The 20,153-nt window shown below is 66.5% G+C and carries 19 protein-coding genes; 7 read left to right on the plus strand and 12 right to left on the minus strand.

Annotation, left to right across the window (positions count from 1 at the left end; translation table 11 throughout):
• Positions 1 to 17: 17 nt before the first annotated feature.
• Entirely contained in the window at positions 18 to 3,377 is a 3,360-nt protein-coding gene (locus BZF59_RS15165; protein ID WP_158094338.1) for a TonB-dependent receptor domain-containing protein, read from the minus strand.
• A 381-nt stretch (positions 3,378 to 3,758) separates the two neighbouring features.
• Between BZF59_RS15165 and BZF59_RS15170 the strand changes: the two genes are divergently transcribed.
• Positions 3,759 to 5,417, plus strand: a complete 1,659-nt coding sequence (locus BZF59_RS15170) for an acyl-CoA dehydrogenase family protein (protein ID WP_086609053.1) — start codon at positions 3,759 to 3,761, stop codon at positions 5,415 to 5,417.
• Here BZF59_RS15170 and BZF59_RS15175 read toward each other — a convergent pair whose 3' ends face one another.
• Positions 5,418 to 5,876, minus strand: coding sequence for a response regulator (locus BZF59_RS15175; protein WP_086609054.1), 459 nt, complete (start codon positions 5,874 to 5,876; stop codon positions 5,418 to 5,420).
• 163 nt (positions 5,877 to 6,039) lie between these two features.
• Here BZF59_RS15175 and BZF59_RS15180 point away from each other — a divergent pair, with 163 nt between their 5' ends.
• Together BZF59_RS15180 and trxB are read left to right on the plus strand one after the other, a co-directional pair.
• Positions 6,040 to 6,843: a tyrosine-protein phosphatase gene (locus BZF59_RS15180; protein WP_086609055.1), complete on the plus strand. Its 804-nt coding sequence runs from the start codon at positions 6,040 to 6,042 to the stop codon at positions 6,841 to 6,843.
• Positions 6,844 to 6,899: 56 nt separating this feature from the next.
• Positions 6,900 to 7,871, plus strand: a complete 972-nt coding sequence (gene trxB, locus BZF59_RS15185) for a thioredoxin-disulfide reductase (RefSeq protein ID WP_086609056.1) — start codon at positions 6,900 to 6,902, stop codon at positions 7,869 to 7,871.
• A 21-nt stretch (positions 7,872 to 7,892) separates the two neighbouring features.
• Here the strand turns inward: trxB and BZF59_RS15190 are convergent, their stop codons facing one another.
• From BZF59_RS15190 to BZF59_RS15200, 3 genes are all read right to left on the minus strand, one after another.
• Complete coding sequence (locus BZF59_RS15190; RefSeq protein WP_245806176.1) at positions 7,893 to 8,318, minus strand: MAPEG family protein; 426 nt, start codon at positions 8,316 to 8,318, stop codon at positions 7,893 to 7,895.
• Between the two features lie 10 nt (positions 8,319 to 8,328).
• The gene (locus tag BZF59_RS15195) at positions 8,329 to 8,778 is read right to left on the minus strand and encodes an MAPEG family protein (RefSeq protein ID WP_086609057.1); all 450 of its coding nucleotides are present in this window, start codon (positions 8,776 to 8,778) and stop codon (positions 8,329 to 8,331) included.
• 93 nt (positions 8,779 to 8,871) lie between these two features.
• A complete protein-coding gene (locus BZF59_RS15200; RefSeq protein ID WP_086609058.1) occupies positions 8,872 to 9,717 on the minus strand; it encodes a helix-turn-helix transcriptional regulator in 846 nt (281 codons plus the stop codon).
• A 117-nt stretch (positions 9,718 to 9,834) separates the two neighbouring features.
• Here BZF59_RS15200 and BZF59_RS15205 point away from each other — a divergent pair, with 117 nt between their 5' ends.
• The gene (locus BZF59_RS15205) at positions 9,835 to 11,271 is read left to right on the plus strand and encodes a helix-turn-helix domain-containing protein (protein ID WP_086609059.1); all 1,437 of its coding nucleotides are present in this window, start codon (positions 9,835 to 9,837) and stop codon (positions 11,269 to 11,271) included.
• Between the two features lie 48 nt (positions 11,272 to 11,319).
• On the opposite strand, the gene BZF59_RS15210 is transcribed toward BZF59_RS15205, so the two are convergent.
• A complete protein-coding gene (locus BZF59_RS15210) occupies positions 11,320 to 11,916 on the minus strand; it encodes an FMN-dependent NADH-azoreductase (protein ID WP_086609060.1) in 597 nt (198 codons plus the stop codon).
• An 87-nt stretch (positions 11,917 to 12,003) separates the two neighbouring features.
• Positions 12,004 to 12,723, minus strand: a complete 720-nt coding sequence (locus BZF59_RS15215; protein WP_086609061.1) for a pirin family protein — start codon at positions 12,721 to 12,723, stop codon at positions 12,004 to 12,006.
• Positions 12,724 to 12,825: 102 nt separating this feature from the next.
• Between BZF59_RS15215 and BZF59_RS15220 the strand changes: the two genes are divergently transcribed.
• Entirely contained in the window at positions 12,826 to 13,725 is a 900-nt protein-coding gene (locus BZF59_RS15220) for a LysR family transcriptional regulator (protein WP_086609062.1), read from the plus strand.
• Here the strand turns inward: BZF59_RS15220 and BZF59_RS15225 are convergent.
• From BZF59_RS15225 to BZF59_RS15245, 4 genes are all read right to left on the minus strand, one after another.
• Positions 13,716 to 14,351, minus strand: a complete 636-nt coding sequence (locus BZF59_RS15225) for a glutathione S-transferase (protein ID WP_086609063.1) — start codon at positions 14,349 to 14,351, stop codon at positions 13,716 to 13,718. The genes BZF59_RS15220 and BZF59_RS15225 overlap by 10 nt on opposite strands.
• Entirely contained in the window at positions 14,348 to 15,301 is a 954-nt protein-coding gene (trhO, locus tag BZF59_RS15230; RefSeq protein WP_086609064.1) for an oxygen-dependent tRNA uridine(34) hydroxylase TrhO, read from the minus strand. The genes BZF59_RS15225 and trhO overlap by 4 nt, the downstream gene beginning before the upstream one ends.
• A gap of 358 nt (positions 15,302 to 15,659) precedes the next feature.
• Positions 15,660 to 16,736: a branched-chain amino acid aminotransferase gene (locus BZF59_RS15240; RefSeq protein ID WP_086609066.1), complete on the minus strand. Its 1,077-nt coding sequence runs from the start codon at positions 16,734 to 16,736 to the stop codon at positions 15,660 to 15,662.
• 734 nt (positions 16,737 to 17,470) lie between these two features.
• Entirely contained in the window at positions 17,471 to 18,037 is a 567-nt protein-coding gene (locus BZF59_RS15245) for a hypothetical protein (RefSeq protein WP_086609067.1), read from the minus strand.
• Between the two features lie 35 nt (positions 18,038 to 18,072).
• Here BZF59_RS15245 and BZF59_RS15250 point away from each other — a divergent pair, with 35 nt between their 5' ends.
• Positions 18,073 to 18,837 (plus strand): TlyA family RNA methyltransferase, encoded by a 765-nt coding sequence (locus BZF59_RS15250; protein WP_086609257.1) that lies wholly within the window; start codon positions 18,073 to 18,075, stop codon positions 18,835 to 18,837.
• Positions 18,838 to 18,957: 120 nt separating this feature from the next.
• Here BZF59_RS15250 and BZF59_RS15255 read toward each other — a convergent pair whose 3' ends face one another.
• Positions 18,958 to 19,170: a hypothetical protein gene (locus BZF59_RS15255; RefSeq protein ID WP_086609068.1), complete on the minus strand. Its 213-nt coding sequence runs from the start codon at positions 19,168 to 19,170 to the stop codon at positions 18,958 to 18,960.
• Positions 19,171 to 19,502: 332 nt separating this feature from the next.
• Between BZF59_RS15255 and BZF59_RS15260 the strand changes: the two genes are divergently transcribed.
• Positions 19,503 to 20,051 (plus strand): TspO/MBR family protein, encoded by a 549-nt coding sequence (locus BZF59_RS15260; protein WP_086609069.1) that lies wholly within the window; start codon positions 19,503 to 19,505, stop codon positions 20,049 to 20,051.
• The last annotated feature ends 102 nt before the right edge of the window (positions 20,052 to 20,153 follow it).

A 20,153-nucleotide genomic window follows, 5' to 3' on the forward strand; every position in this document is an offset into this window, starting at 1 on the left:
GCGCCGGTCAGCCCGGATCAGAACGATCCGGACACCCCGACGAAGAAGAACCGCCCACGCGGCCCCACCGGGCGCGCGAAGCTGCCGAGGAACGGCTCGCGATCGGTGACATTGTTCACGCCGCCAAAGATTTCGATGTTGTCGGTCGCTTCGTAGCTGACGCTGAAATCATGCTCGAAACCGTCGCCGGTGTAGAGCTGCGAGGGATCGGCCACGCCTTCATTGGGTGACAGGACGACCTGATCGCCGACGATTTCCGCGGTGAAGGCCGCTCCGTTGTCGAGGCGCAGGGTGGAATCCTCCCACCGCGTTCTCCAGCCGAGGTTCCAGCGGTTCACTTCCCAGTTGAGACCGAAATTGACGACCCATTCCGGCACCCCGATCACGCCCAGCAGGTTGCTGTTGTTCGCCTGGTCGACGATCAACAGCTGCTTTTCGAGCGGGTCGGTCGTGTCGGCGATGGTCTGCTGGATGACCGGATCGCCTTCAGTGAAGCGTTCGAGGAAGTGCGTGCCCACCGCCGAGAGGGTGAACTTGCCCCAATCCTCGCCGAACGGCGCATCGAAGGTGTAGCGGGTTTCGAAGTCGATACCGCGCGCGCGCAGGACCGAGAGGTTGATGTTGCCCGAACGGAAACCGACAATCGCCCCGCCGCGCGTCGGATCACGGTCGATCGCGTCGCAGAACTGGTTGTTGATATCGGGCAGATCGACGCAGGCCGCGGCGATTTCTGCGCCAGTGAGGCTGCCGACTGCATCGACGATCTCGATATCGTAATAGTCGACGATCGCGACGAAGTTATCCAGCGCGCCGCCCAGAATGCCGCGCGGCTGGAAGATCGCGCCGAGGGTGAAGCTGTCCGACGTCTCCTCGGTCAGGAACGGGTTGCCCCCGCTGGTGCCGGTCGAGAAGGCGGTGAGGAAGTCGTCCGAGCTGAAGCCCGGCACCACGAACTGGGCGCAGTTGGCGGCGCGGTTCGAGCTGCCGTCATTGATGTTGCCATCGTCGCAGGGATCTTCGTTCACGCCGATCGTGGCGATGCCCTGCGGCGCGAAGAGCTCGCCGATGTTGGGCGCCCGGATCGCACGGGAGAGGGTGCCGCGGAAGCTCAGCCAGTCGACCGGGCTGTAGACGGCGCCGAAGGAGTAGGTCTCGGTCGAACCGATGGTGTTGTAATCGGAGTAACGGCCCGCAGCGGTGACTTCGAGCTTGTCGACGAAGGGCATGTCGCTGAGGATCGGCACGCGCAATTCACCGAACACTTCCCACACCCGGATCCCCTCGCCATTGGCCGGCGAGTTGAACAGCGGGGCATTGACGTTCTCGATGACCCGCGGCTCGATCGTCTCGAAGCTGTCGCGGACGAACTGCGACTCGTCACGGCGCCATTCGAAGCCGACGGCAAAGCCGAGTGGGCCGCCCGGCAATTCGAACAGGTGCTCGGTATCGCCGGCCAGAACAGCGAGGAACTGCTGCTGTTCGATCGTGGTGTCCTGCTTGAGATCGAGGAAGGCGAAGTCGAGTCCGGCCTGACCGAAATTGCGCGGGTCGAGCAGGTTCAGCGGGGCGCAGGTGCCGTCGCCGATCTGGAAGGTCACCGGGCGGGTGAGCCCGCTGACATCGACGCCGTTGATCACCGTGCCATCGGCATAGACCGGCGGACCGCCGACGAGGAAGGGCGCATTGGACTGGGCCGGCAGGCCGGTCACTTCCGCGCGGCAGACGATATCGCCCACCTGTGCGCTGCCCGGGGTGATCTGGATCTCCTGCCCGTTCCGCACGGCATTGAGCGTGCCCGAACCGCTGGTGAAGTTGAACACCGGGTCAGCGCCGCTGATATTGTCCGCCGTCAGCGCAACAGCGTCGAAGGCGGTGAAATAGCGATCATTGATGCGGCGGTTGCGCAAGGTCGCATCGACCTGGGTGCGACCCCACGTGTAGCTCGCCTCAAAATTGACATTGCTGTTCGGCGCATCCCAGCGCAGCCCGGCCGATGCGCGGATGGTGGAGCGTTCGATATCGTCTCCGCGCCCGATGTCGGAGCCGAGGTTGTCGAGCGCGACACCTGCGAAGGTGGCCCCCGTCGCGGCAAACTGCGCCTGCAATTCCGGCGGCGCGAAGGGGTTGTCGGCCGCGAAGATCAGGTCGTCGGTGAAGGGAATGCCCACCGTGTTCGAAGTCTCGGTATAGGCGAACTTGGCATCGGCGAAGAGCGTGATGGTGTCGGTCACCTCGTAATCGACGCCGGCTGCGGCGACGACGCGCGTGGTTTCGGGAATCAGCGTGAGGGTCGCCGGGTTGCTCGGAATCCCGTCCCCGCCGATTGCATTGAAGGCGCTTGCCGAAATGCCCGGATTATAGGCGCGCAGCTGGCCCGTCACCGGGTCGATGATCTGCAGGATCGGGATATTGGTCCCCGGCAGGTTGGGAACCGTGCTGGTTCCCGGCGTGAAGTTCACCGCAACCCGCGGACCGAAGGCCAGCCGGTCGAAAGGGAAGCCGCCGACAGCGATGATCGCGTTGGTGCTGGAGACGGGAAGCGTGGGGTTGCGGATCAGCGCGTTGCGCGCATCGGGATCGAGCCCCAGCGCCTCGTTGAGGATCGGTGAGCTCTGGCGGAACTCGAAATTGCCTTCGCCAAAGGCAAAATCGCGGTCGCCGTTGGTGATGCTGGTGTTGTGCGAATATTCGATCGCGAACAGGGCGCTGCCCCGGCCATCCTGAAATGTGCCGCCGCCGGCCACCGATCCGAAGACTTCCTCGGAATCGCCCTTGTCGCTGATGCCGGTCTGCAGCCGGTATTCAAGCCCGTCGAAGTCGCGTCCGGTGCGGGTGATGAAGTTGACCACGCCCGAGACCGCGTCGGCCCCGTACACGCCCGAAGCGCCGCCGGTCAGCACCTGGACTTCCTTGACCAGCGCTGCCGGTATCGAGTTGATATCCACGTTTGCGGTTCCGGCGATGCCGGGCACGTGGCGCTTGCCGTCCTGCAGCACCAGCGTGCGGTTCGCGCCAAGACTGCGCAGATCCAGCGTGCTCGCACCGGTCAGGGCAAAGCCCTGCGCGCTGTCGAGGTTGGCGGGGTCAGAACCCTGCAAGGCCGGCAGTTCGCGCAGCGTCTGGGTGATGTCGATTTCACCGGCGTTCCTGAACTGCTCTGCGGTGATGACCTGCACCGGGCTGGGAGAGGCGGTGGTCGGATCGCTCGCAATGCGCGAGCCGGTGACCACGATCGCCCTTTCGGGTTCTGCGGCGGGATCGTCTTCGGCCACGCTGTCCTGCGCATGGGCGGCGGCGGGAACAAGCCCGGCGACCAGCAGCGCGGCGGCAAGGGCAGGGAGCGATGGCGACTGAAGGGAGAGCTTCGAAATACGCATGATGGGTCCTCGCGTAAGTGTGACCGGGGCATGACCAGCGCTGCTGCGTGGCAGCGCCATTCCGTGCCGTCGTCGTCAGGATCGCAGCCCGCGCGGCCGGTATTGGCCTTGCGTTGCGGGACGTCCTGTCCGGTCCTTCCTGCGCGAGGAGGTGGCCGGGTCGTGTCGCCCGGCGCCTGTCCGCCCCCGATTGTCGTTGCGCCGCGCGCAGAAGCGCTGCGGCACACGCCCGGTATTACGGCTCGCCGAAATCGTGGTAGTGGTCATTCTGCGTATATGCCCGGGGGCTGACGGCACTTCGCCGGGCCATTGTGACACCCGGGCCACACCTGCGAATTTGCGGGTTCGCGCGTGGCGGGGGGCTCTGCTAGCACCGCGCGCATGACGGAATGGATCACAGCAGCGCGCGCGAGCCTGGGGGCGGCGCGCGACTATGCGCAGAGCGTTCAGGAGCGTGTGCGGCAGGCGCTCGCCCCCGCCGGGCAGGTGGACACCGAGCGGCTCGCGCGGGAGCAGCACCGCGTTCACGGCCTCGCCTGGATCGCCGCCAGCCTCGCCGCGCTCGAAGCGACGCTCGACTGGGCGGTGCGCGCCGAAAAGGCGGGGCGTTTCGGCGAGGTCGAGGCGCTGACCTTGCGGATCGGCTTTGGCGAATACCTCGCCCAGATCGCCAGCGGCCTTCCGATGAGCGCGCATGAAGTGGTTCGCCCCGCGGCTTTCGGGCTCGGCGCCGAGGCGCAGGCAATGGCCGCACACTCCGCCGTCGCCCGCCTGCTGACCGAGGGCAACACGCCCGAAACCCGCGCGCGCCTCGCCGCCCTGCTTGCCGATGGCGCGCGGCCCGACGAGGCGCTGGGCGACGAAACGCTCGATCAGGTGCGCGAGACGATGCGCGCCTTCACCGCCGAGGCGATCACGCCGCACGCGCATCGCTGGCATCTGGAGGACGCGCTGATCCCCGATGATGTCATCACCGCGATGGCGGGGCTGGGCGTGTTCGGCATCTGCATTCCGCCAGCCCACAGCGGGCTCGGCCTCGGAAAACTGGCGATGGCGGTGGTGTCGGAGGAATTGTCGCGCGGGTGGATCTGTGCCGGCAGCCTCGGCACCCGCTCGGAGATCGCGGGCGAGCTGATTGCCGAGAACGGCACGCCCGAACAGCAGGCGCGCTGGCTCCCCCGCATCGCCGATGGCTCCTGCCTGCCGACCGCGGTTTTCACCGAGCCCGACACCGGATCGGACCTCGCCGCGGTGCGCACCCGCGCGCTGCGCCAGAGCGACGGCAGCTGGCGGGTGACGGGCGCCAAGACCTGGATCACCCACGCCGCGCGCGCCGATCTGATGACGATGCTGGTCCGCACCGACCCGGCGCAGCCCGGCTATGGCGGCCTGTCGATGTTGATCGCGGAGAAGACCCGCGGCACCGAGACCGTGCCGTTCCCCGATGCGGGGATCGACGGGAGCGAGATTCCGGTGCTCGGCTACCGGGGCATGAAGGAATATGCGCTGGGGCTCGATGGCTTTGCGGTCGCCGCCGAGGGCCTGCTGGGCGGGCGCGAGGGGCAGGGCTTCAAGCAGTTGATGCGCACCTTCGAAGGCGCACGCATCCAGACCGCCGCACGCGCGGTGGGGGTGGCGTGGAACGCCTTCGACCTCGCGATGGCTTACGCGCTGGAGCGCAGGCAATTCGGCGAGGCGCTGGTCGGCTTCCCGCGCGTGGCGGACAAACTCGCACTGATGGCGGTCGAAACCGTGATGGCGCGCGAGCTGACCTATGCCGCTGCGCGCGCCAAGGATTCGGGCGCGCGCTGCGATATCGAGGCGGGGATGGCCAAGCTGCTCGCTGCCCGCGCGGCCTGGAGCGCGGCGGACAATGCGGTGCAGATCCACGGCGGCAATGGCTATGCGCTCGAATATCCGATCAGCCGGGTGCTATGCGATGCGCGGATTCTCAACATCTTCGAAGGCGCAGCTGAGATTCAGGCGCAAGTAATCGGGCGCGGGCTGCTGGCCGGGCCGGCGCGCGCGGCAGCGGCCTGATTACAGCACCCGCCGCGCGGGCATCGCCGGCATGACCCGCAGACTGTCGCCCACCACCGCCGTTCGCAGATCGACATGGCGCGGCCGCATCCCGCGCTGCTTGAGAAGGCGGTTCACGCGCGAAATCAGAAACAGCGGATCGAAGGGCTTGGAGAGGAAATCCTGCGCCCCGGCATAGATCGCCTGCACATGGTCCTGCTCGCCGTTCATGGCGGTGAACATGATCACCGGCAGATCGTAGAACGCGGGCGAGAGGCGCAGGCGGCGCAGCAGGGTGAGGCCGCTCTCGCCCGGCATCGACTGGTCGAGCAGCAGGATATCGGGCCGCTTGCGCTGGACGCAGGCCCAGGCCTCGGCGGCGCTGGTGACCCAGCCGCAGGCGTGCCCGGCATCGATCAGCACTTCGCTCGCCAGCTCGGCGATCAGCTCATCATCATCGGCAATCAGGATCCGGGCCATGGGGGTGGGGCCTTGAACAGCAATTGTTGGGAAATGCGGCATTAACCACACAGCTCTTCCGAGGGCCCTGTCCTGTCCCCTCGCAACATCACCTAGGGCGGGGATTGTCCCTGTCTTGCGCTGGTCTTGTCGGGGTCTTGGAGGGGTGTAAGGGTCTCGCGCGATGACAAACGATTCTATCGATACCGCCCGCATCGGCCCGTTCTTCGTGACGCAAGGCATTCACAATCTGCGCGATTATGGCGGCTATGCGGTGCCGGGAGAGGGGCGGGTGCGCAGCGGCGTGCTGTTCCGCTCGGGCCAGCACATGGAAGCCTCGGACGAGGATCTGGCGCTGATCGACGCACTCGACATCCGCACCGTGATCGACCTGCGCGGCACGAGCGAGCGGGAGGGATTTCCATGCCGACGCCATCCGAAGTTCGTCGCGCAAGTGATTGCCTATGAAGGTGAAACATCCAACTCCCCGCCGCATGAAGGCGGGGGCGGTAAGGTGGTGATGACCCCGGAGAAGGCGCGCGAGCGGATGCTGGCGGTCTATCGCCGGATGCCGGTGAACCCCGCGATGATCTGGATTTTCCGCGAATATTTCCGGGCGCTTGACGAAAGCGAGGGCGGCTCTCTGGTGCATTGCTTTGCCGGCAAGGACCGCACCGGGGTCGCCGCCAGCCTGCTGCTCCATGCGCTGGGCGTGCATCACGATGATATCGTTGCCGAATTCCTGCTGACCAATGATGCGCCCACCCGCGACATCCTCGAACGCCAGTCGCTGCCCCGAATGGAAGCCCACTACGGCACGATCGATGCGCAAGCGCTGCACAATCTGATGGGTGTTCTGCCTGAATATATCGATACTTACATCGCAGAGGTGACACGCGATCACGGCTCGCTCGATGCCTATCTGGCGACAATCTTAGGTGTGGACGAGGATAGAAAACAGCGCCTCCGCGCCAAGCTGGTGGCGTGACAATCGCCGCCGAAATCCCCATATCGCTCACCTGAAATTCACGCGAGGCACTCCCCATGGCGACCCACACCACCAAGATGCTGATCATCGGCTCCGGCCCGGCAGGCTATTCCGCCGCGATCTACGCCGCGCGCGCGATGCTTGAGCCGATCGTCGTGCAGGGCCTCCAGCCCGGCGGGCAGCTTACCATCACCACCGATGTCGAGAACTACCCCGGCTTTCGCGACGTGGTGCAGGGCCCCTGGCTGATGGAGGAAATGCGCGCGCAGGCCGAACATGTCGGCACGCGGATGATCTGGGACACGATCGTCACGGTCGATCTCGAGAACGGCTCGCCCTTCCGCGCGATCGGTGACAGCGGGGACGAATATATCGCCGATTGCCTCGTCATCTGCACCGGTGCGCAGGCCAAGTGGCTTGGCGTTCCGGGCGAGATGGCGCTGGGCGGCAAGGGTGTCAGCGCCTGCGCGACCTGTGACGGGTTCTTCTACCGCGGCAAGAAGGTCGCGGTGATTGGCGGCGGCAACACCGCGGTCGAGGAGGCGCTCTACCTCACCAACCACTCCGACAACGTGACCCTGATCCACCGCCGCGATTCCCTACGCGCGGAGAAGATCCTGCAGGAACGGCTCTTCGCCAATCCCAAAATCACCGTGCTGTGGAACAAAGCGGTCGACAGCTTCGAGGCGGGGGAGAATGGTATGCTCCACCACCTCGCGCTGACCGACACCGTAACAGGCGAGGCGAGCACGCTGGAAACCGACGGGGCCTTCGTCGCGATCGGCCACGCGCCCGCGACCGAACTGTTCAAGGGCAAGCTGCCGATGGACGAGAGCGGCTATCTGTTGAACGAACCCGGCACCCCCAAGACCGCGATCCCCGGTGTCTTCGCCGCGGGCGATGTGACCGATCACGTCTACCGTCAGGCGGTGACCGCGGCAGGCATGGGCTGCATGGCCGCGCTCGATGCCGAGCGTTACCTCGCTGCGCGCCAGCACGCCGTGCAGGAGGCCGAAGCGGCGGAGTAAGTAACTCCGCCGGCGCCCGGCTTAGTGGAACACCGCTATCCCGGCGTGCAGGATCAGCGCCATGAGCGCGAGGCTTGACAGCGCGTAGAGCGCAAAGCGGATCGCGACCTTGTTGATGGTCGCCTGCACGATGCTGTGCGCGATCCGCAGGGCGACATAGGCCCAGGCGATGTTGGTGTTCATCCCGTCACCCTGACCGATGATCGCCAGCACCAACGCCACCGCATAGAACAGCGTAGGGGATTCGTGCAGGTGGTTGAAGTTGTTCGCCTTCCACTGCACCTGGTCGGGCAGCAGCGAGCCCAGCGCGCCGGTGTTGCGGGCATCGTCGGGCTTGATCCCGGCCTTGGTCATCGCCGGGATGCGGGTGGCATACATCCACACCCACATCACCATGGTCCACGCCAGCAGCACCACGACGGGTTTCAGAATATCCATACCGATCATGACGGGTTCCTTATGCGGGCAGGGCCGAGGGATCGGCCAGCAGGGTTGCGATCGCGGCGCGGACGGCGAGGAACAGCAGCGCAAAGGTGCTGAGGATGAACAGGGCGAAGCGCACCGGCACCTTGTTGACGCTCGCCTGCCAGACCGAATGGACAATCCGCAAGCCGACATAGATCCACGCCGCCAGCGCGTCGGCCGCGCCCGGGCCCATGATCGCAAGGATCGTCACCACCGCATAGAACAGCGTCGGCTGCTCCATCAGGTGCGCGTAATTGTGCGCGGGCCAGTTGGCCTTCGGGTCGAGCTGGCCTTCCAGATCCTGCCCCCGCCCGCCGGGCCGCGCGCCGAGATCGATCCCGGCCTTCTTCAACGCGGGCAGGCGCACGCCCGCCATCCAGAACAGCATGATCAGCGACCACACCACCAACACGGCGGCGGGCGCGAGTATTTGCGCTTGCATGCAATGATCCCCTTCGAGAGCCTCTCTCGCGCGGCAGACTGCGGGCCCGCGAATGGATTGTCAAATGCAACCCAATGCCGGGGGGACGCCTGACTAGTTGGCGCGCTCGCCGCCCGCCTTACGGGGCGCGAGCGGGGCGCCGAGATAGCCGAGCTGTGCGGCGCGGAACACGCTCTGCGCGCGGTTGACCGCCCCCAGCTTCGCGCAGGCGCGTGTCACGTGATAGCGCACCCCGGCATGGCTGCAGCCGAGGATGATGCTGATTTCGTAATCGGTCTTGCCGTGCGCGACCCAGCTCAGGCACTCGATCTCGCGGGTGGTGAGCAGGCCTTCTGTGGGAAGATAGCGCTCGTCGCGGCTGACGCTGACGTAGCCGGTGATGAAGCGCCACACCGCAGCCGTCAGCGGTGCGGCGCAGACGTCAAACAGGGCGGTGAGGTCTCCCGTGTCAGCATCGCGCGGGGTCAGGATCGCCGCGCCGATCTGACCGAGCGGCATGTGGATAGGGATGACGATGGCGCTGGCCGCCGGGGCCGGGCAGGTGTCGAGTTCGGTGAGGTCGATATGGTCGAGCAGGCGGTTGGCGCTGCGGCTGCGGCTGCGGATGCCGTCGCGGCTGATCAGCAGCGGCTCACTCGCCACGCGGGCGGCGCGCAGGTACGGCGAGCGCATCGCCCGGTCGACCACCTGCCACGGGGCCAGCGCCTCGGCCGACCAGCCGAACACGGAACCATGCAGCGGGGCGCCCGCGCCATCGACCGGCGCGTCAAGCGTCGCGAGGTCAGGCCATACCATCGCCTTGAGCCCGAATTCGGCGACTTTGCTGGCGAGATATTCGGCAGCGGAACGGATGTCGTCGAGCGTGGTGATCGCCGCGCCGCGCATGGTCTTGGCGGTGACGCGTTCATGGGGGCGAAGTTCGAGCACGTTGGTGGCCACAAGCAGTCTCCCTGTGCGGTGAAGCGACAGGGCGGAGACTGCGCAAGCGACCGGCACGAGTCCAATGTTAATTTGCAAAGTTGCAAAGTGCCGATTTGCAAACTAGCCCTGATCTCCATGACCACGCCCACCATCACCAAACCGCGCATCTTCGCCGGAGCCCAGCTGCGCGCCCTGCGCGAGAGGCGCGGGCTGATGCAGGCCGAGCTGGCGCAGCAGCTCGCGATCAGCCCGTCCTATCTCAGCCAGCTCGAGCATGACGACCGCCCGCTGACCCCGCGCCTGATCGAGCAGGTGGCGCGCCTGTTTCCGCTCGAATGGCAGGATTTCCCGGGTGAGGATGCCGAACAGCTATCGCTCGCGCTGCGTGAGGCGGTGTCCGATCCGATCTTCGATGCCCCGCTGCCCCCCGATGCCGTCGCCCGGCTTGCGCAGCAGCAGCCCGCATTCGCGCGGCGCTTCGTCGATCTTTACGGAGCGCTCCGCCGCGCCAACCAGCGGCTCGAGATGGTCGACGAGGCGATCTCGGTCGAAACCGACGAGGGCGCGCGCCTGCCGTGGGAGGAGGTGCGCGACTGGTTTCACCTTTCGAACAACTATGTCGATCCGATCGACCGCGCGGCGGAGCGGCTGGCCGATGCCATGGCGGGGCCCGACGGCGTGCCGACCACCGAGGCGCTGCACCGCCACCTTACCGTCGTCCACGGCATCGCGGTCGAACTGCGCCCGGCGGCCTCTCTGCGCAGCTTCGATGTGAGCGAGCAGGTGCTGCGGATCGATTCGAGCCAGCCCGCGCCCAGCGTGCGGTTCCAGCTGGCCTATCACGTCGCCGCCACCGCGCTCGGCGCCGTGATCCGCGAGATTGTGCAAGGCGCGGGCCTGCGCAGCGATGTCGCGCGCGAGTTGCTGACAGTGGGCCTCGGCAACTACGCCGCTGGCGCCGTGCTGATGCCCTATGGCCACTTCCGACGTGCTGCGCGCGAGTTTCGCCACGATGTCGACCGGCTGGCGCTGACCTTCCAGACCAGTTTCGAGCAGACCTGCCACCGCCTCTCGACGATGCAGCGTGAGGGCGAGCGGGGCCTGCCGATCTTCTTCTGCCGGGTCGACATGGCGGGCAACATCACCAAGCGCCACAGCGCCACGCGCTTCCAGTTCGCGCGCTTCGGCGGGGCCTGCCCCTTGTGGATCGTGCACGAGGCCGCCGCGATCCCCGATCGCATTCAGGTGCAGCTGGCGGAGACACCCGACGGATCGCGCTATGTCTCGATCGCCAAGGGGTTGGTGAAGGCCTCGGGCCGGTTCGACCGCACCCCGCGCCGCTATGCGGTGGCGCTGGGATGCGAGGTGCGGCACGCGGGCGATTTTGTCTATGCCGACGGGCTTGATCTTACTGCCGGGCGGGCGGTGACGCCAATCGGGGTGTCGTGCCGCATCTGCCCGCGCTCGGACTGCGAACAGCGCGCCTATCCGCCCAACGACCAGCAGATCGCCGTGCACCATTGGCGCCGCGGGGTGGTGCCCTATGAACTGGCGGAGAAGCCGACGCGCTGAGGCAGGCGAGGATGTCCCCGCCCGCCCCAATTCCGTCTCAGTGCCGGATCAGGCAGCCAGCTTTTCGGCAGCGTCCTGTGCAGCGGCGATCTTGGCTTCGCCATCGATGCCCATGATCCCGTCGGCGGCGACGGTCTCGACATCGGTGATGCCGAGGAAGCCGAGGAAGAAGGTCAGCCAGCGGCTCATGAAGTCAGCATCGCTGCCCACCGGCGTGCCGCCGCTGGCGATGGCGAGATAGGCCTTCTTGCCGGTCAGCAGACCTTCGGGGCCGGTCGCGGTGTAGCGGAAGGTGGTGCCTGCGCGGGCGACCAGATCGGCCCAGGCCTTGAGCGTCGAGGGCGGACCGAAATTGTAGATCGGCGTCGCGATCACGATGGTATCGGCGGCCTGCAGCTCGGCGATCAGCGTATCGGCGATGGCCGCGAGCTCTGCCTGCTCGGGCGAGCGCTCGGCGGCAGGGGTGAGGTTCGCGCCGAAGCGTTCGGCGGTCATGTAGGGAAGGTCGTTCTCCGCCAGATCGCGGGTGGTGACGCTGGCACCGCTCTTGGCGGCCAGCCCGTCGACCAGGCGCTGGCCGAGCCCGCGCGAGACGCTTTCAGTCTCGGAGCGGATGCTGGCGGTGAGATAGAGAATATTGCTCATGGTAAGATGTCCTTCGATTGTGGGAGGGGGGTGGAGCCGGCCGGCGGGAGAGGGGATCGGGGAATCGGCCGGCTCCGGAGGGAAGGCTTACGCCGCGTCGACCAGCACCACTTCGCTGTCTTCGAGCGCGGTGATGGTCACTTCGGCAAGCTGCGTGATCGCGACACCGTCGCGGGCGCCCGCTTCTACACTTTCCACGCCTTCGACATTGTCGATCCGGATCTTGCCCGTGGCGGGCACCAGATAGAGGTGGCGGTCGGCGCTGCGGGGCGTGTAGGTCACGCTTTCGCCCGCCCGGATAGTTGCACCCAGCACCCGCGCATCGGCACGGATCTTGAGGGCGTCGTTGTCGTTCGCCACGCCGCTCGCCAACGGCACGAAGGCGCCGTTGCGGTCGTCCTTGGGGAACTGGCGTGCGCCCCAGCTCGGCTCGCCGCCGCGCTGATCGGGGATGATCCAGATCTGGAACAGCGTCGTATCGGTGCCTTCGAGGTTGTATTCCGAATGGCGCACACCCGTCCCGGCGCTCATCACCTGCACGTCGCCCGCTTCGGTGCGGCCTTCGTTGCCCATGGAGTCGCGGTGCGTGATCGCGCCGCTGCGGACGTAGGTGATGATTTCCATGTCGCTGTGCGGATGGGCGGGGAAGCCCGTTCCGGCAGCGATCTTGTCGTCGTTCCAGACCCGCAGCGCGCCCCAGTGGACGCGGGCGGGATCGTGGTAATTGGCGAAGGAAAAGTGATGGCGCGCATCGAGCCAGCCGTGGTTCGCGGCACCGAGGGTGTTGAAGGGGCGAAGTTCGATCATGGCGTGTCTCCTGTTGGATGAACGTCAGATAGGCCGCAGGGTTCATCCGGATAAGTGCGATAAAACTTGCCAAGATGTTCGGATTATCTGAACAAGAGCGGCATGAAGCTCGGCGAACCCAGTCTCGATCAACTCCGCCTGTTCATTGCAGTGGCCGAACACGGCAGTTTCGGTGGCGCAGCGCGGGCGATGGGGCGGGCGGTCTCGGCCGTGTCCTACGGCATAGCGCAGCTTGAGGCGCAACTGGCGCTGACCCTGTTCGAGCGCGAAGGCTCGCGCCGCCCGGTGCTCACGGTGGCAGGCGCGGGCCTGCTGGCCGAGGCGCGCAGCATTGCCGACGCGGCCGACGCGCTGCTCGCCAAGGCGCGCTCGCTCCACGCCGGGCAGGAGCCGTCGCTGACGCTGGTGGTCGACGTTATGGTGCCGGGCGATGTCACCGCCCATGTGCTGGGCGAATTCCGGCGAATGTTCCCGAGTTGCGCGCTCACTTTGCGGATCGAGGGGCTGGGCGCGGTCGCCGCCTGCGTGATCGAGGGCGGCGCCGACCTCGCCATTGGCGGCCCGGTGATCGGCGACAACCCCGCGCTCGAACGGCAGGCGGTGGGCGAGATCGACCTTATCCCGGTCGCCGCGCCGTCACATCCGCTGGCGCGTCCCGGTATCGCGCCGGGCGAAAGCCGCCGCCACCTGCAATTGGTGCTGACCGACCGCTCCCCGCTGACCGAGGGGCGCGAGTTTTCGGTGCTTTCCCCGTTGACCTGGCGGCTGGGTGACTTGGGTGCGAAGCATTCTCTGCTGAAGGAAGGGCTGGGCTGGGGCAACATGCCGCGCGCAATGGTCTCAGGCGATCTGGCGAGCGGCGCGCTGGTCGAACTCGATCTGCCCGAAAAGCCCGGTGCGCATTACCGCCTTTCAGCCCTGTGGCGCCGCGACACGCGGCTCGGCCCCGCAGCCAGCTGGCTGGTCGATGCCTTTCGGGAGGGGTTGGGGGATCAGGTCTGAGGGCCAAACAGCACCGGCGCGTCGCCCTCCCGCCACGGCGCGAATTTGGGCATGATGGCTGCGAACAGGTCGGAGGCGAGCAGGTCCGCCAGCCATGCCTGCAATCCGGGCAAGGGCTGGGCGGCGAACCATTCCGGGTCGATCGCTGCGAATTGGCGGATGAAGGGCAGCAGCGCGATGTCGGTCAGGCTGCGGGTCTCGCCGCACAGGTAGGGCGCCTGCGCCAGCCGAGTCTCGAGCGGTTCGAGCAGCGCGAGGGCGGCGGCGCGGTGGTCGGTCTCGCCGTTCTCCTCATAGCGGCCCGGATATTTCGCACGGTCGAGATGGTGCTTGAACGGCCCGTCATTGGCCGCGATCAGCGCCGGATCATCGCCCGCCAGCCAATTCTCCGGGTCATGCTGCGCGAGCGCCCAGCGCATGATGTCGAGGCTTTCGTCGATCACGCGTCCCTCCGCTAGCACCAGCACCGGCACCGTGCCCTTGGCGCTGGCAGCAAGCAGCGCGGGCGGCTTGGCGGCCAGCTTCACCTCGCGCAGCTCTACCGTCACCCCCGCCACCCACAGCGCCATGCGCGCGCGCATCGCATAGGGACAGCGGCGGAAGGAATAGAGGACGGGCAGCGTCATTCTTTCGGCACGCGCACCGCGCCGACGTGCAATTCGCCGCGCGCCTTGGCCAGCGCCTCCTGCCGCTGGCGTTCGGCGTAGCCCGCACGCTGCTCGGGCGTGCGCTCGGAAATGCAGGCGGGGCAGCTGACCCCGTCCGCGTAGTCAGCGTGGGCAAGCGCGGCCGCATCCAGCGGGCGGCGGCAGGCGCGGCACAGCTGGAAGGTGCCCTGTTCGAGGCCGTGGCGCACCGTCACCCGTTCATCGAACACGAAGCATTCGCCGTGCCAGAGGCTTTCCTTTTCAGGCACCTGTTCGAGATACCTCAGAATCCCGCCCTTGAGGTGATAGACCTCCTCGATCCCCTCGGCGCGCAGGAAGCTGGTCGATTTCTCGCAGCGGATGCCTCCGGTGCAGAACATCGCGACCTTCTTTTTGCCCGCGAGCAATGCGTCGCGATGGGCGCGGAACCAAGCCGGAAAATCGCGGAAGGATGGCGTCGCCGGATCGACCGCACCGGCAAAAGTGCCCACCGCGACCTCGTAATCATTGCGTGTGTCGATCACCAGCGTGTCCGGGTCTGTGATCAGCGCGTTCCAGTCTTGCGGATCGACATAGTGGCCGACGGCGAGCGTCGGATCGATCTCGGGCTCGCCCATGGAGACGATTTCGCGCTTCACCCGCACCTTCATCCGATGGAACGGCATCGCGGGCGCGGAGGAGAACTTCACATCGCAGTCCGCGCACCCCGGCAGCGCGCGGATGTGGGCGAGTACTGCGTCGAGGTTCTCCGGCGCACCCGCGATCGTCCCGTTGATCCCTTCGCGGGCGAGCAGCAACGTGCCCTTGATCCCATGCGCCTCGCAGGCCGCGAGCAGCGGCGCGCGCAGGGCTTCGGGGTCGGGGAAAGGCGTGAACTGGTAGAGCGCGGCGACAGTGATGCCGGACGCGGCATGAAGGTTGGCGGTCACCGATCACCCTCCCGCCCATCCGGGCACACGATCGGGGCCAGCATAAAGCTGGTCCCACGTTGTTCCAACGTGACGCGGCTTCCGACCTCGCAACCTCTATCGTCCCTGTCGCGAACCGGAAGATACCGCATCGAACCGTCCGGGAGCCTGACCAGAAACGAGCGCCCTTCAGCGAGGTGGCGACCCGAGCCGATTGCGGTCTTTAAGAGTCTGCCGTGCACGATTTCGGGCGTCTCCTTGCGCACTTCCGCAGCGCGGTAATCGGACAGCAGCCTTAGCCCCGCCATTCCCACAGCGAGAACAGCGGCCACCGCTATGGCCTCGCCCCACCACGGTGTGGTCTTGCGCAACACGGGGATTAAACGCGCATCACCCAGCCATGCGTGTCGGCCACCCGGCCGGTCTGGATGCCGACGAGCTGCTCGCGCAGGCGCGCGGTGGTCTGGCCGATCCCGCCTGCGCCGATGGTGAATTCGCCGTCCGGCCCGGCGACCTTGCCGACTGCTGTGACGACCGCCGCCGTGCCGCAGGCCATGACCTCGACGAGGTGTCCGCTCGCCGCATCGGCGCGCCACTGGTCGATCGAATAGGGCGCTTCGGAGACGGTCAGGCTCTGTTCGGCCAGCAGCATCATCAGACTGTCGCGGGTGATGCCGGGCAGGATCGTGCCGGTCAGCGGCGGGGTGATGACGGTACCGTCGGCAAAGACGAAGAACAGGTTCATGCCCCCCAGCTCCTCGACCCATTTGCGCTCCACCGCATCGAGGAACAGCACCTGGTCGTGGCCCTTGGCAAAGGCCTGTCCGGTGGGGACGAGGCTGGCGGCGTAATTGCCGCCGCACTTGGCCGCCCCGGTGCCGCCGGGCGCGGCGCGGGTGTAGTCGGAGATCCATATGCTCACCGCCTTGGCACCTGACTTGAAGTAGTTGCCGGCAGGCGAGGCGATGACGATGAACTTGTACTTCTTCGCCGGACGCACCCCGAGGAAGGCCTCGGTCGCGATCATGAAGGGGCGCAGGTAGAGCGAGCCGCCCTCGACCGCCGGATACCAGTTGCCGTCGGCATCAAGCAGCGCGCGGATTGCACCGATGAACAGCTCGGGCGGCAGGTGCGGCATGGCAAGCCGGTCCGCCGAGGCGTTGAAGCGCGCGGCGTTTGCCTCGGGCCGGAACAGGCCGAGGCTGCCGTCCGGATGGCGGTAAGCCTTCAGCCCTTCGAAGATCTCCTGCGCATAGTGCAGCACGCTCGCCGCCGGATCGAGCGGGATCGCCTCGCGCGGGCCGATGGTGGGGGTCTGCCAGCCGCCGAGCGCCTCGTCGTAGTCGATCGTCACCATGTGATCGGTGAACACCGTGCCGAAGCCCGGATCGGCGATCAGCGCATCGCGGGTATCGTCAGGCGTGGGCGAGGGGTGCGGGAGGCGGTTGAGTTGCATGGAATGCGCCTAATCCTGCGCGCGGGCGAGGGCAAGATGCGTGTTGGAGCGACCCTTGAAAGGTCGAAGTGGCGCGATAGCTCGGGCCGCAGGCCCGCAAGGGCGACCGCCCGCCCGCAGGCGATCAGGCCCGCAGGGCCTGAAGCTCGCCGAGGACGAAGGCGCGGATGCGCCTTCGCAAACCAAAAAATGAAAAGGGCGTTTCCTGCCCGTCGGAGGAAACGCCCTTGACATGGTCAGCGGCCGGAAGTGCCGCTCACGTAGCCTTACTCAGGCGGATAATTACCGAGTATGCTCCGTAGGGATCTTCACCGACCTCGCTACTGAACCATGAGACATCGGATCACCTCCTTTCGCGCTTGTGAGCCAGACCCGCCGCATCACCGAGGGCCGAGAGCCGCGTTCGCCGCTGGCCTCGGGATACAATGTGATTCATCGCGAGCGCTTCCACAAGACTTGTATAAATCTTTTCCCGCGTCATACTCGTTTGTCGCCGCGTAACACTGCAGGCAGCCGCGCCCGGGGGAGACCTCGGGCGTTTCGCGTTTCACAGGCGGCTTGTGGACAGGCTGGGGGCAAGCCTGTGGATATTAATGTATGGAATCGGTGGTCACTTCGTCATTGCGAGGAGCCTCGAAGAGGCGAGGCGGCAATCCATGAACTGCCGGTGTGCATGAATGCTAACGCCGGCCATGGATTGCTTCGTCGCCCTTGGCTCCTCGCAATGAGGAGGACTAACCCCTGCAATCCTCTATCACCCGGCTGACCTCGGCATAGCTGGGGAGGTAGAGCGTCGGCTGACCATCGACCTCCACCGCAAATCGCCCTTTCGACAGCGCCATTGCATCGAGCAGCGGGTCATTGGGGGCGAGCCGCAGGACGACGCCGGAAAACTGCTCGCCCGCCGGTTCGGCAAGACCTGCGCGGCTGGCGGTCTCGGTCAGGATTCGTATCGGCGACGGACGGTCGCCTGCGCCAAGGCGTAGCAGAGTGACTTGGCGGGCCTGTGCATTGCACGAGACAGAGAAGCCGCTGGCCGGCCCCGAAGGGCCGCGGAAAATCGCCTGCGAGCCGAACGGAAAGGCGGCGAACTCCCAGTTGCCGGCCGTGGCAGGCACGTCCATCCAGTTGGTCGTTACGGGCGGCTGCACCACCGTCGGCGGCGCGGGGGCGGGCCTTGGTGCTGGGCGGCTCGCGACAGGCTGGGTGGGCGCGGGCGGCGGGGCGCTCGCGGGGACACAGGCGACAAGGCCAAGGGTCAGGGCAAGGATGGCGGCGGCAGTTTGGGTGATCGCTTTCATCCTGTCACTCTGCGCGCTAGAGGCGGCAATTGTCCATGCCTGACCATCCGCCTCCCACACCCAAGCCGCAAAAGCGCCGCGTCGATCAATTGCTGGTCGAGCGCGGGCTCGCCGAAAGCCGGGCGCGGGCACAGGCGCTGGTGATGGCGGGGCTGGTGTTTATCGGTGACAACAAGGTCGACAAGCCCGGTCAACAAGTGGCCGATGACACGGCATTGACCGTGCGCGGGCGCGATCATCCCTGGGTGAGCCGGGGCGGGATCAAGCTGGCGCATGCCCTGACACATTTCGGGCTCGATCCGGGGGGGGCGGTGGCGATGGATATCGGCTCCTCGACCGGCGGCTTCACCGATGTGCTGCTGACGCACGGCGCGGAACACGTCTTCTGCGTCGACAGCGGCACCAATCAGCTGGCGTGGAAACTCCGCGAAGACCCGCGTGTGACCGTGCTCGAACAGCTCTCCGCCCGGCTGCTCAAACCCGAGCACATCGACCGCCCGTGCAACTGGGTGGTGTGCGACGCCAGCTTCATCAGCCTGTCGAAAGTGCTTGAGGTCCCGCTGCAACTCGCTGCGCCGGAATGCCGCCTCGTCGCGCTCATCAAGCCGCAGTTCGAAGTGGGGCGCGAGGAAGTGGGCAAGGGCGGGGTGGTGCGCGATTCCACGCTGCACGCGCGGGTCTGCGACGAAGTGCGCGGCTGGATCGAGGGGCTGGGCTGGCAGGTCGACGGGATCGTCGAAAGCCCGATCACCGGACCGCAGGGCAATGTCGAATTCCTGATCGCCGCCCGGCGCGGCTGAGCACGCCTCGCGCGCCCGGAACGACCCCAAAAAGAAAAACCGGCGGCAACCCGAAGGTCGCCACCGGCTCTTCAAATCCGTGCTTCCGGCGCAAGGCCGGAACCGGCAATCCGCGAAGGATTATTCGGCAGCCGGGGTTTCGGCAGCCATGGCGTCTTCAGCGGCCGGGGTTTCGGCAGCCATCGGGGTTTCGCCAGCCATCGGGGTTTCTTCAACCATCGGGGTTTCGGCGGTCATGGCGTCGGCTTCGGTGTTGGCTTCTTCAGCCGGCTTCGAGCAAGCGGCGGCGGTCAGGGCGAGGCCGGCGACGGCGACGAGAGCGATCTTCTTCATAATCAATTCCCCTATGAGCCCGAGAGGGCCGATAATGAGCAAAAGCGCGTTATTTTGAGCTCCCACCGCCAACGCGCTTTCGAATCACGGCAGGAATGTGGCAGCCTCTAGCAGAGGTTTTTGCCAACCCCAAAGCGTTTCGTGACTGTCTGCCCCATTTTTACCACATTTTTGTCCGCGCCCCCGGGGAGCGACCTTTGACGTGCCTCAATTCGGGGCAGGCCCTGAGCCATTTCTCACCAGCCGGACGGCGCGCACTGGCCTCAGGTTGCCATCCGCCGCACGGCTCTGGTAACCCCGGATTTCGCGCAAAGCAGCGTCGGAGTCGCACAATGAACGTCCTTGCCTCGCCTGCCCAACTGCGTGCGAGCTTTATTCGCTGGGCCCTGTTCATGGTGCCGCTGGTGCTGCTGATCGGCTTTTCCGCCGGGCAGTTGGGCGGGCCGAACACGCCGTGGTTCGCCGGACTGGTGAAGCCCGCAATCTACCCGCCCGCCATCGCCTTTCCGATTGTCTGGACGACTCTGTTCATCCTGATCGGGCTCGCGCTCGCGCTGGTCGCCAGTGCCTGGGGCGCGCAGGGGCGCATCGTGGCGCTGGTGGCGTTCGCGATCCATTTCATCGTCACGCAGGGCTGGACGCTGGTGTTCTTCGGCTTGCAGGACATGACCGGCGGGCTGATGGTGCTGGGCTTCGGCGTCGCCAGCCTGCTGGTCGCGCTGGCGCTGATCTGGCGGGTGCGGCGCGCGGCGGTGTGGCTGTTGCTGCCATATCTGGCGTGGCTGTGCTTTGCGAGCGCGCTCAACTACGCGTTTATCGTGGCCAACCCCGACGGCGGCGCGCGCGGCAGCGACGGGGCGGAAATCTCGGTGCCCTTGTAAGCCGGTTGCAGTCGCCAGTGAAACGGGCGTCGCCAGACGCCCGCAAGGCCGACGGGCCGCCCGCAGCGACGCGGCCTTTAGGCCGTATGAGCGAGGAGGATG

Source organism: Erythrobacter donghaensis, assembly GCF_002155425.1.
GTDB lineage: Bacteria > Pseudomonadota > Alphaproteobacteria > Sphingomonadales > Sphingomonadaceae > Erythrobacter > Erythrobacter donghaensis.

Excerpts from the sequence above, each read along its gene's own strand:
- BZF59_RS15165 (WP_158094338.1), bottom strand. The coding sequence starts at position 3,377 with ATGCGTATTTCGAAGCTCTCCCTTCAGTCGCCATCGCTCCCTGCCCTT.
- BZF59_RS15170 (WP_086609053.1), top strand. The coding sequence starts at position 3,759 with ATGACGGAATGGATCACAGCAGCGCGCGCGAGCCTGGGGGCGGCGCGC.
- BZF59_RS15175 (WP_086609054.1), bottom strand. The coding sequence starts at position 5,876 with ATGGCCCGGATCCTGATTGCCGATGATGATGAGCTGATCGCCGAGCTG.
- BZF59_RS15180 (WP_086609055.1), top strand. The coding sequence starts at position 6,040 with ATGACAAACGATTCTATCGATACCGCCCGCATCGGCCCGTTCTTCGTG.
- trxB (WP_086609056.1), top strand. The coding sequence starts at position 6,900 with ATGGCGACCCACACCACCAAGATGCTGATCATCGGCTCCGGCCCGGCA.
- BZF59_RS15190 (WP_245806176.1), bottom strand. The coding sequence starts at position 8,318 with ATGATCGGTATGGATATTCTGAAACCCGTCGTGGTGCTGCTGGCGTGG.
- BZF59_RS15195 (WP_086609057.1), bottom strand. The coding sequence starts at position 8,778 with ATGCAAGCGCAAATACTCGCGCCCGCCGCCGTGTTGGTGGTGTGGTCG.
- BZF59_RS15205 (WP_086609059.1), top strand. The coding sequence starts at position 9,835 with ATGACCACGCCCACCATCACCAAACCGCGCATCTTCGCCGGAGCCCAG.
- BZF59_RS15210 (WP_086609060.1), bottom strand. The coding sequence starts at position 11,916 with ATGAGCAATATTCTCTATCTCACCGCCAGCATCCGCTCCGAGACTGAA.
- BZF59_RS15215 (WP_086609061.1), bottom strand. The coding sequence starts at position 12,723 with ATGATCGAACTTCGCCCCTTCAACACCCTCGGTGCCGCGAACCACGGC.
- BZF59_RS15220 (WP_086609062.1), top strand. The coding sequence starts at position 12,826 with ATGAAGCTCGGCGAACCCAGTCTCGATCAACTCCGCCTGTTCATTGCA.
- BZF59_RS15225 (WP_086609063.1), bottom strand. The coding sequence starts at position 14,351 with ATGACGCTGCCCGTCCTCTATTCCTTCCGCCGCTGTCCCTATGCGATG.
- BZF59_RS15240 (WP_086609066.1), bottom strand. The coding sequence starts at position 16,736 with ATGCAACTCAACCGCCTCCCGCACCCCTCGCCCACGCCTGACGATACC.
- BZF59_RS15245 (WP_086609067.1), bottom strand. The coding sequence starts at position 18,037 with ATGAAAGCGATCACCCAAACTGCCGCCGCCATCCTTGCCCTGACCCTT.
- BZF59_RS15250 (WP_086609257.1), top strand. The coding sequence starts at position 18,073 with ATGCCTGACCATCCGCCTCCCACACCCAAGCCGCAAAAGCGCCGCGTC.
- BZF59_RS15255 (WP_086609068.1), bottom strand. The coding sequence starts at position 19,170 with ATGAAGAAGATCGCTCTCGTCGCCGTCGCCGGCCTCGCCCTGACCGCC.
- BZF59_RS15260 (WP_086609069.1), top strand. The coding sequence starts at position 19,503 with ATGAACGTCCTTGCCTCGCCTGCCCAACTGCGTGCGAGCTTTATTCGC.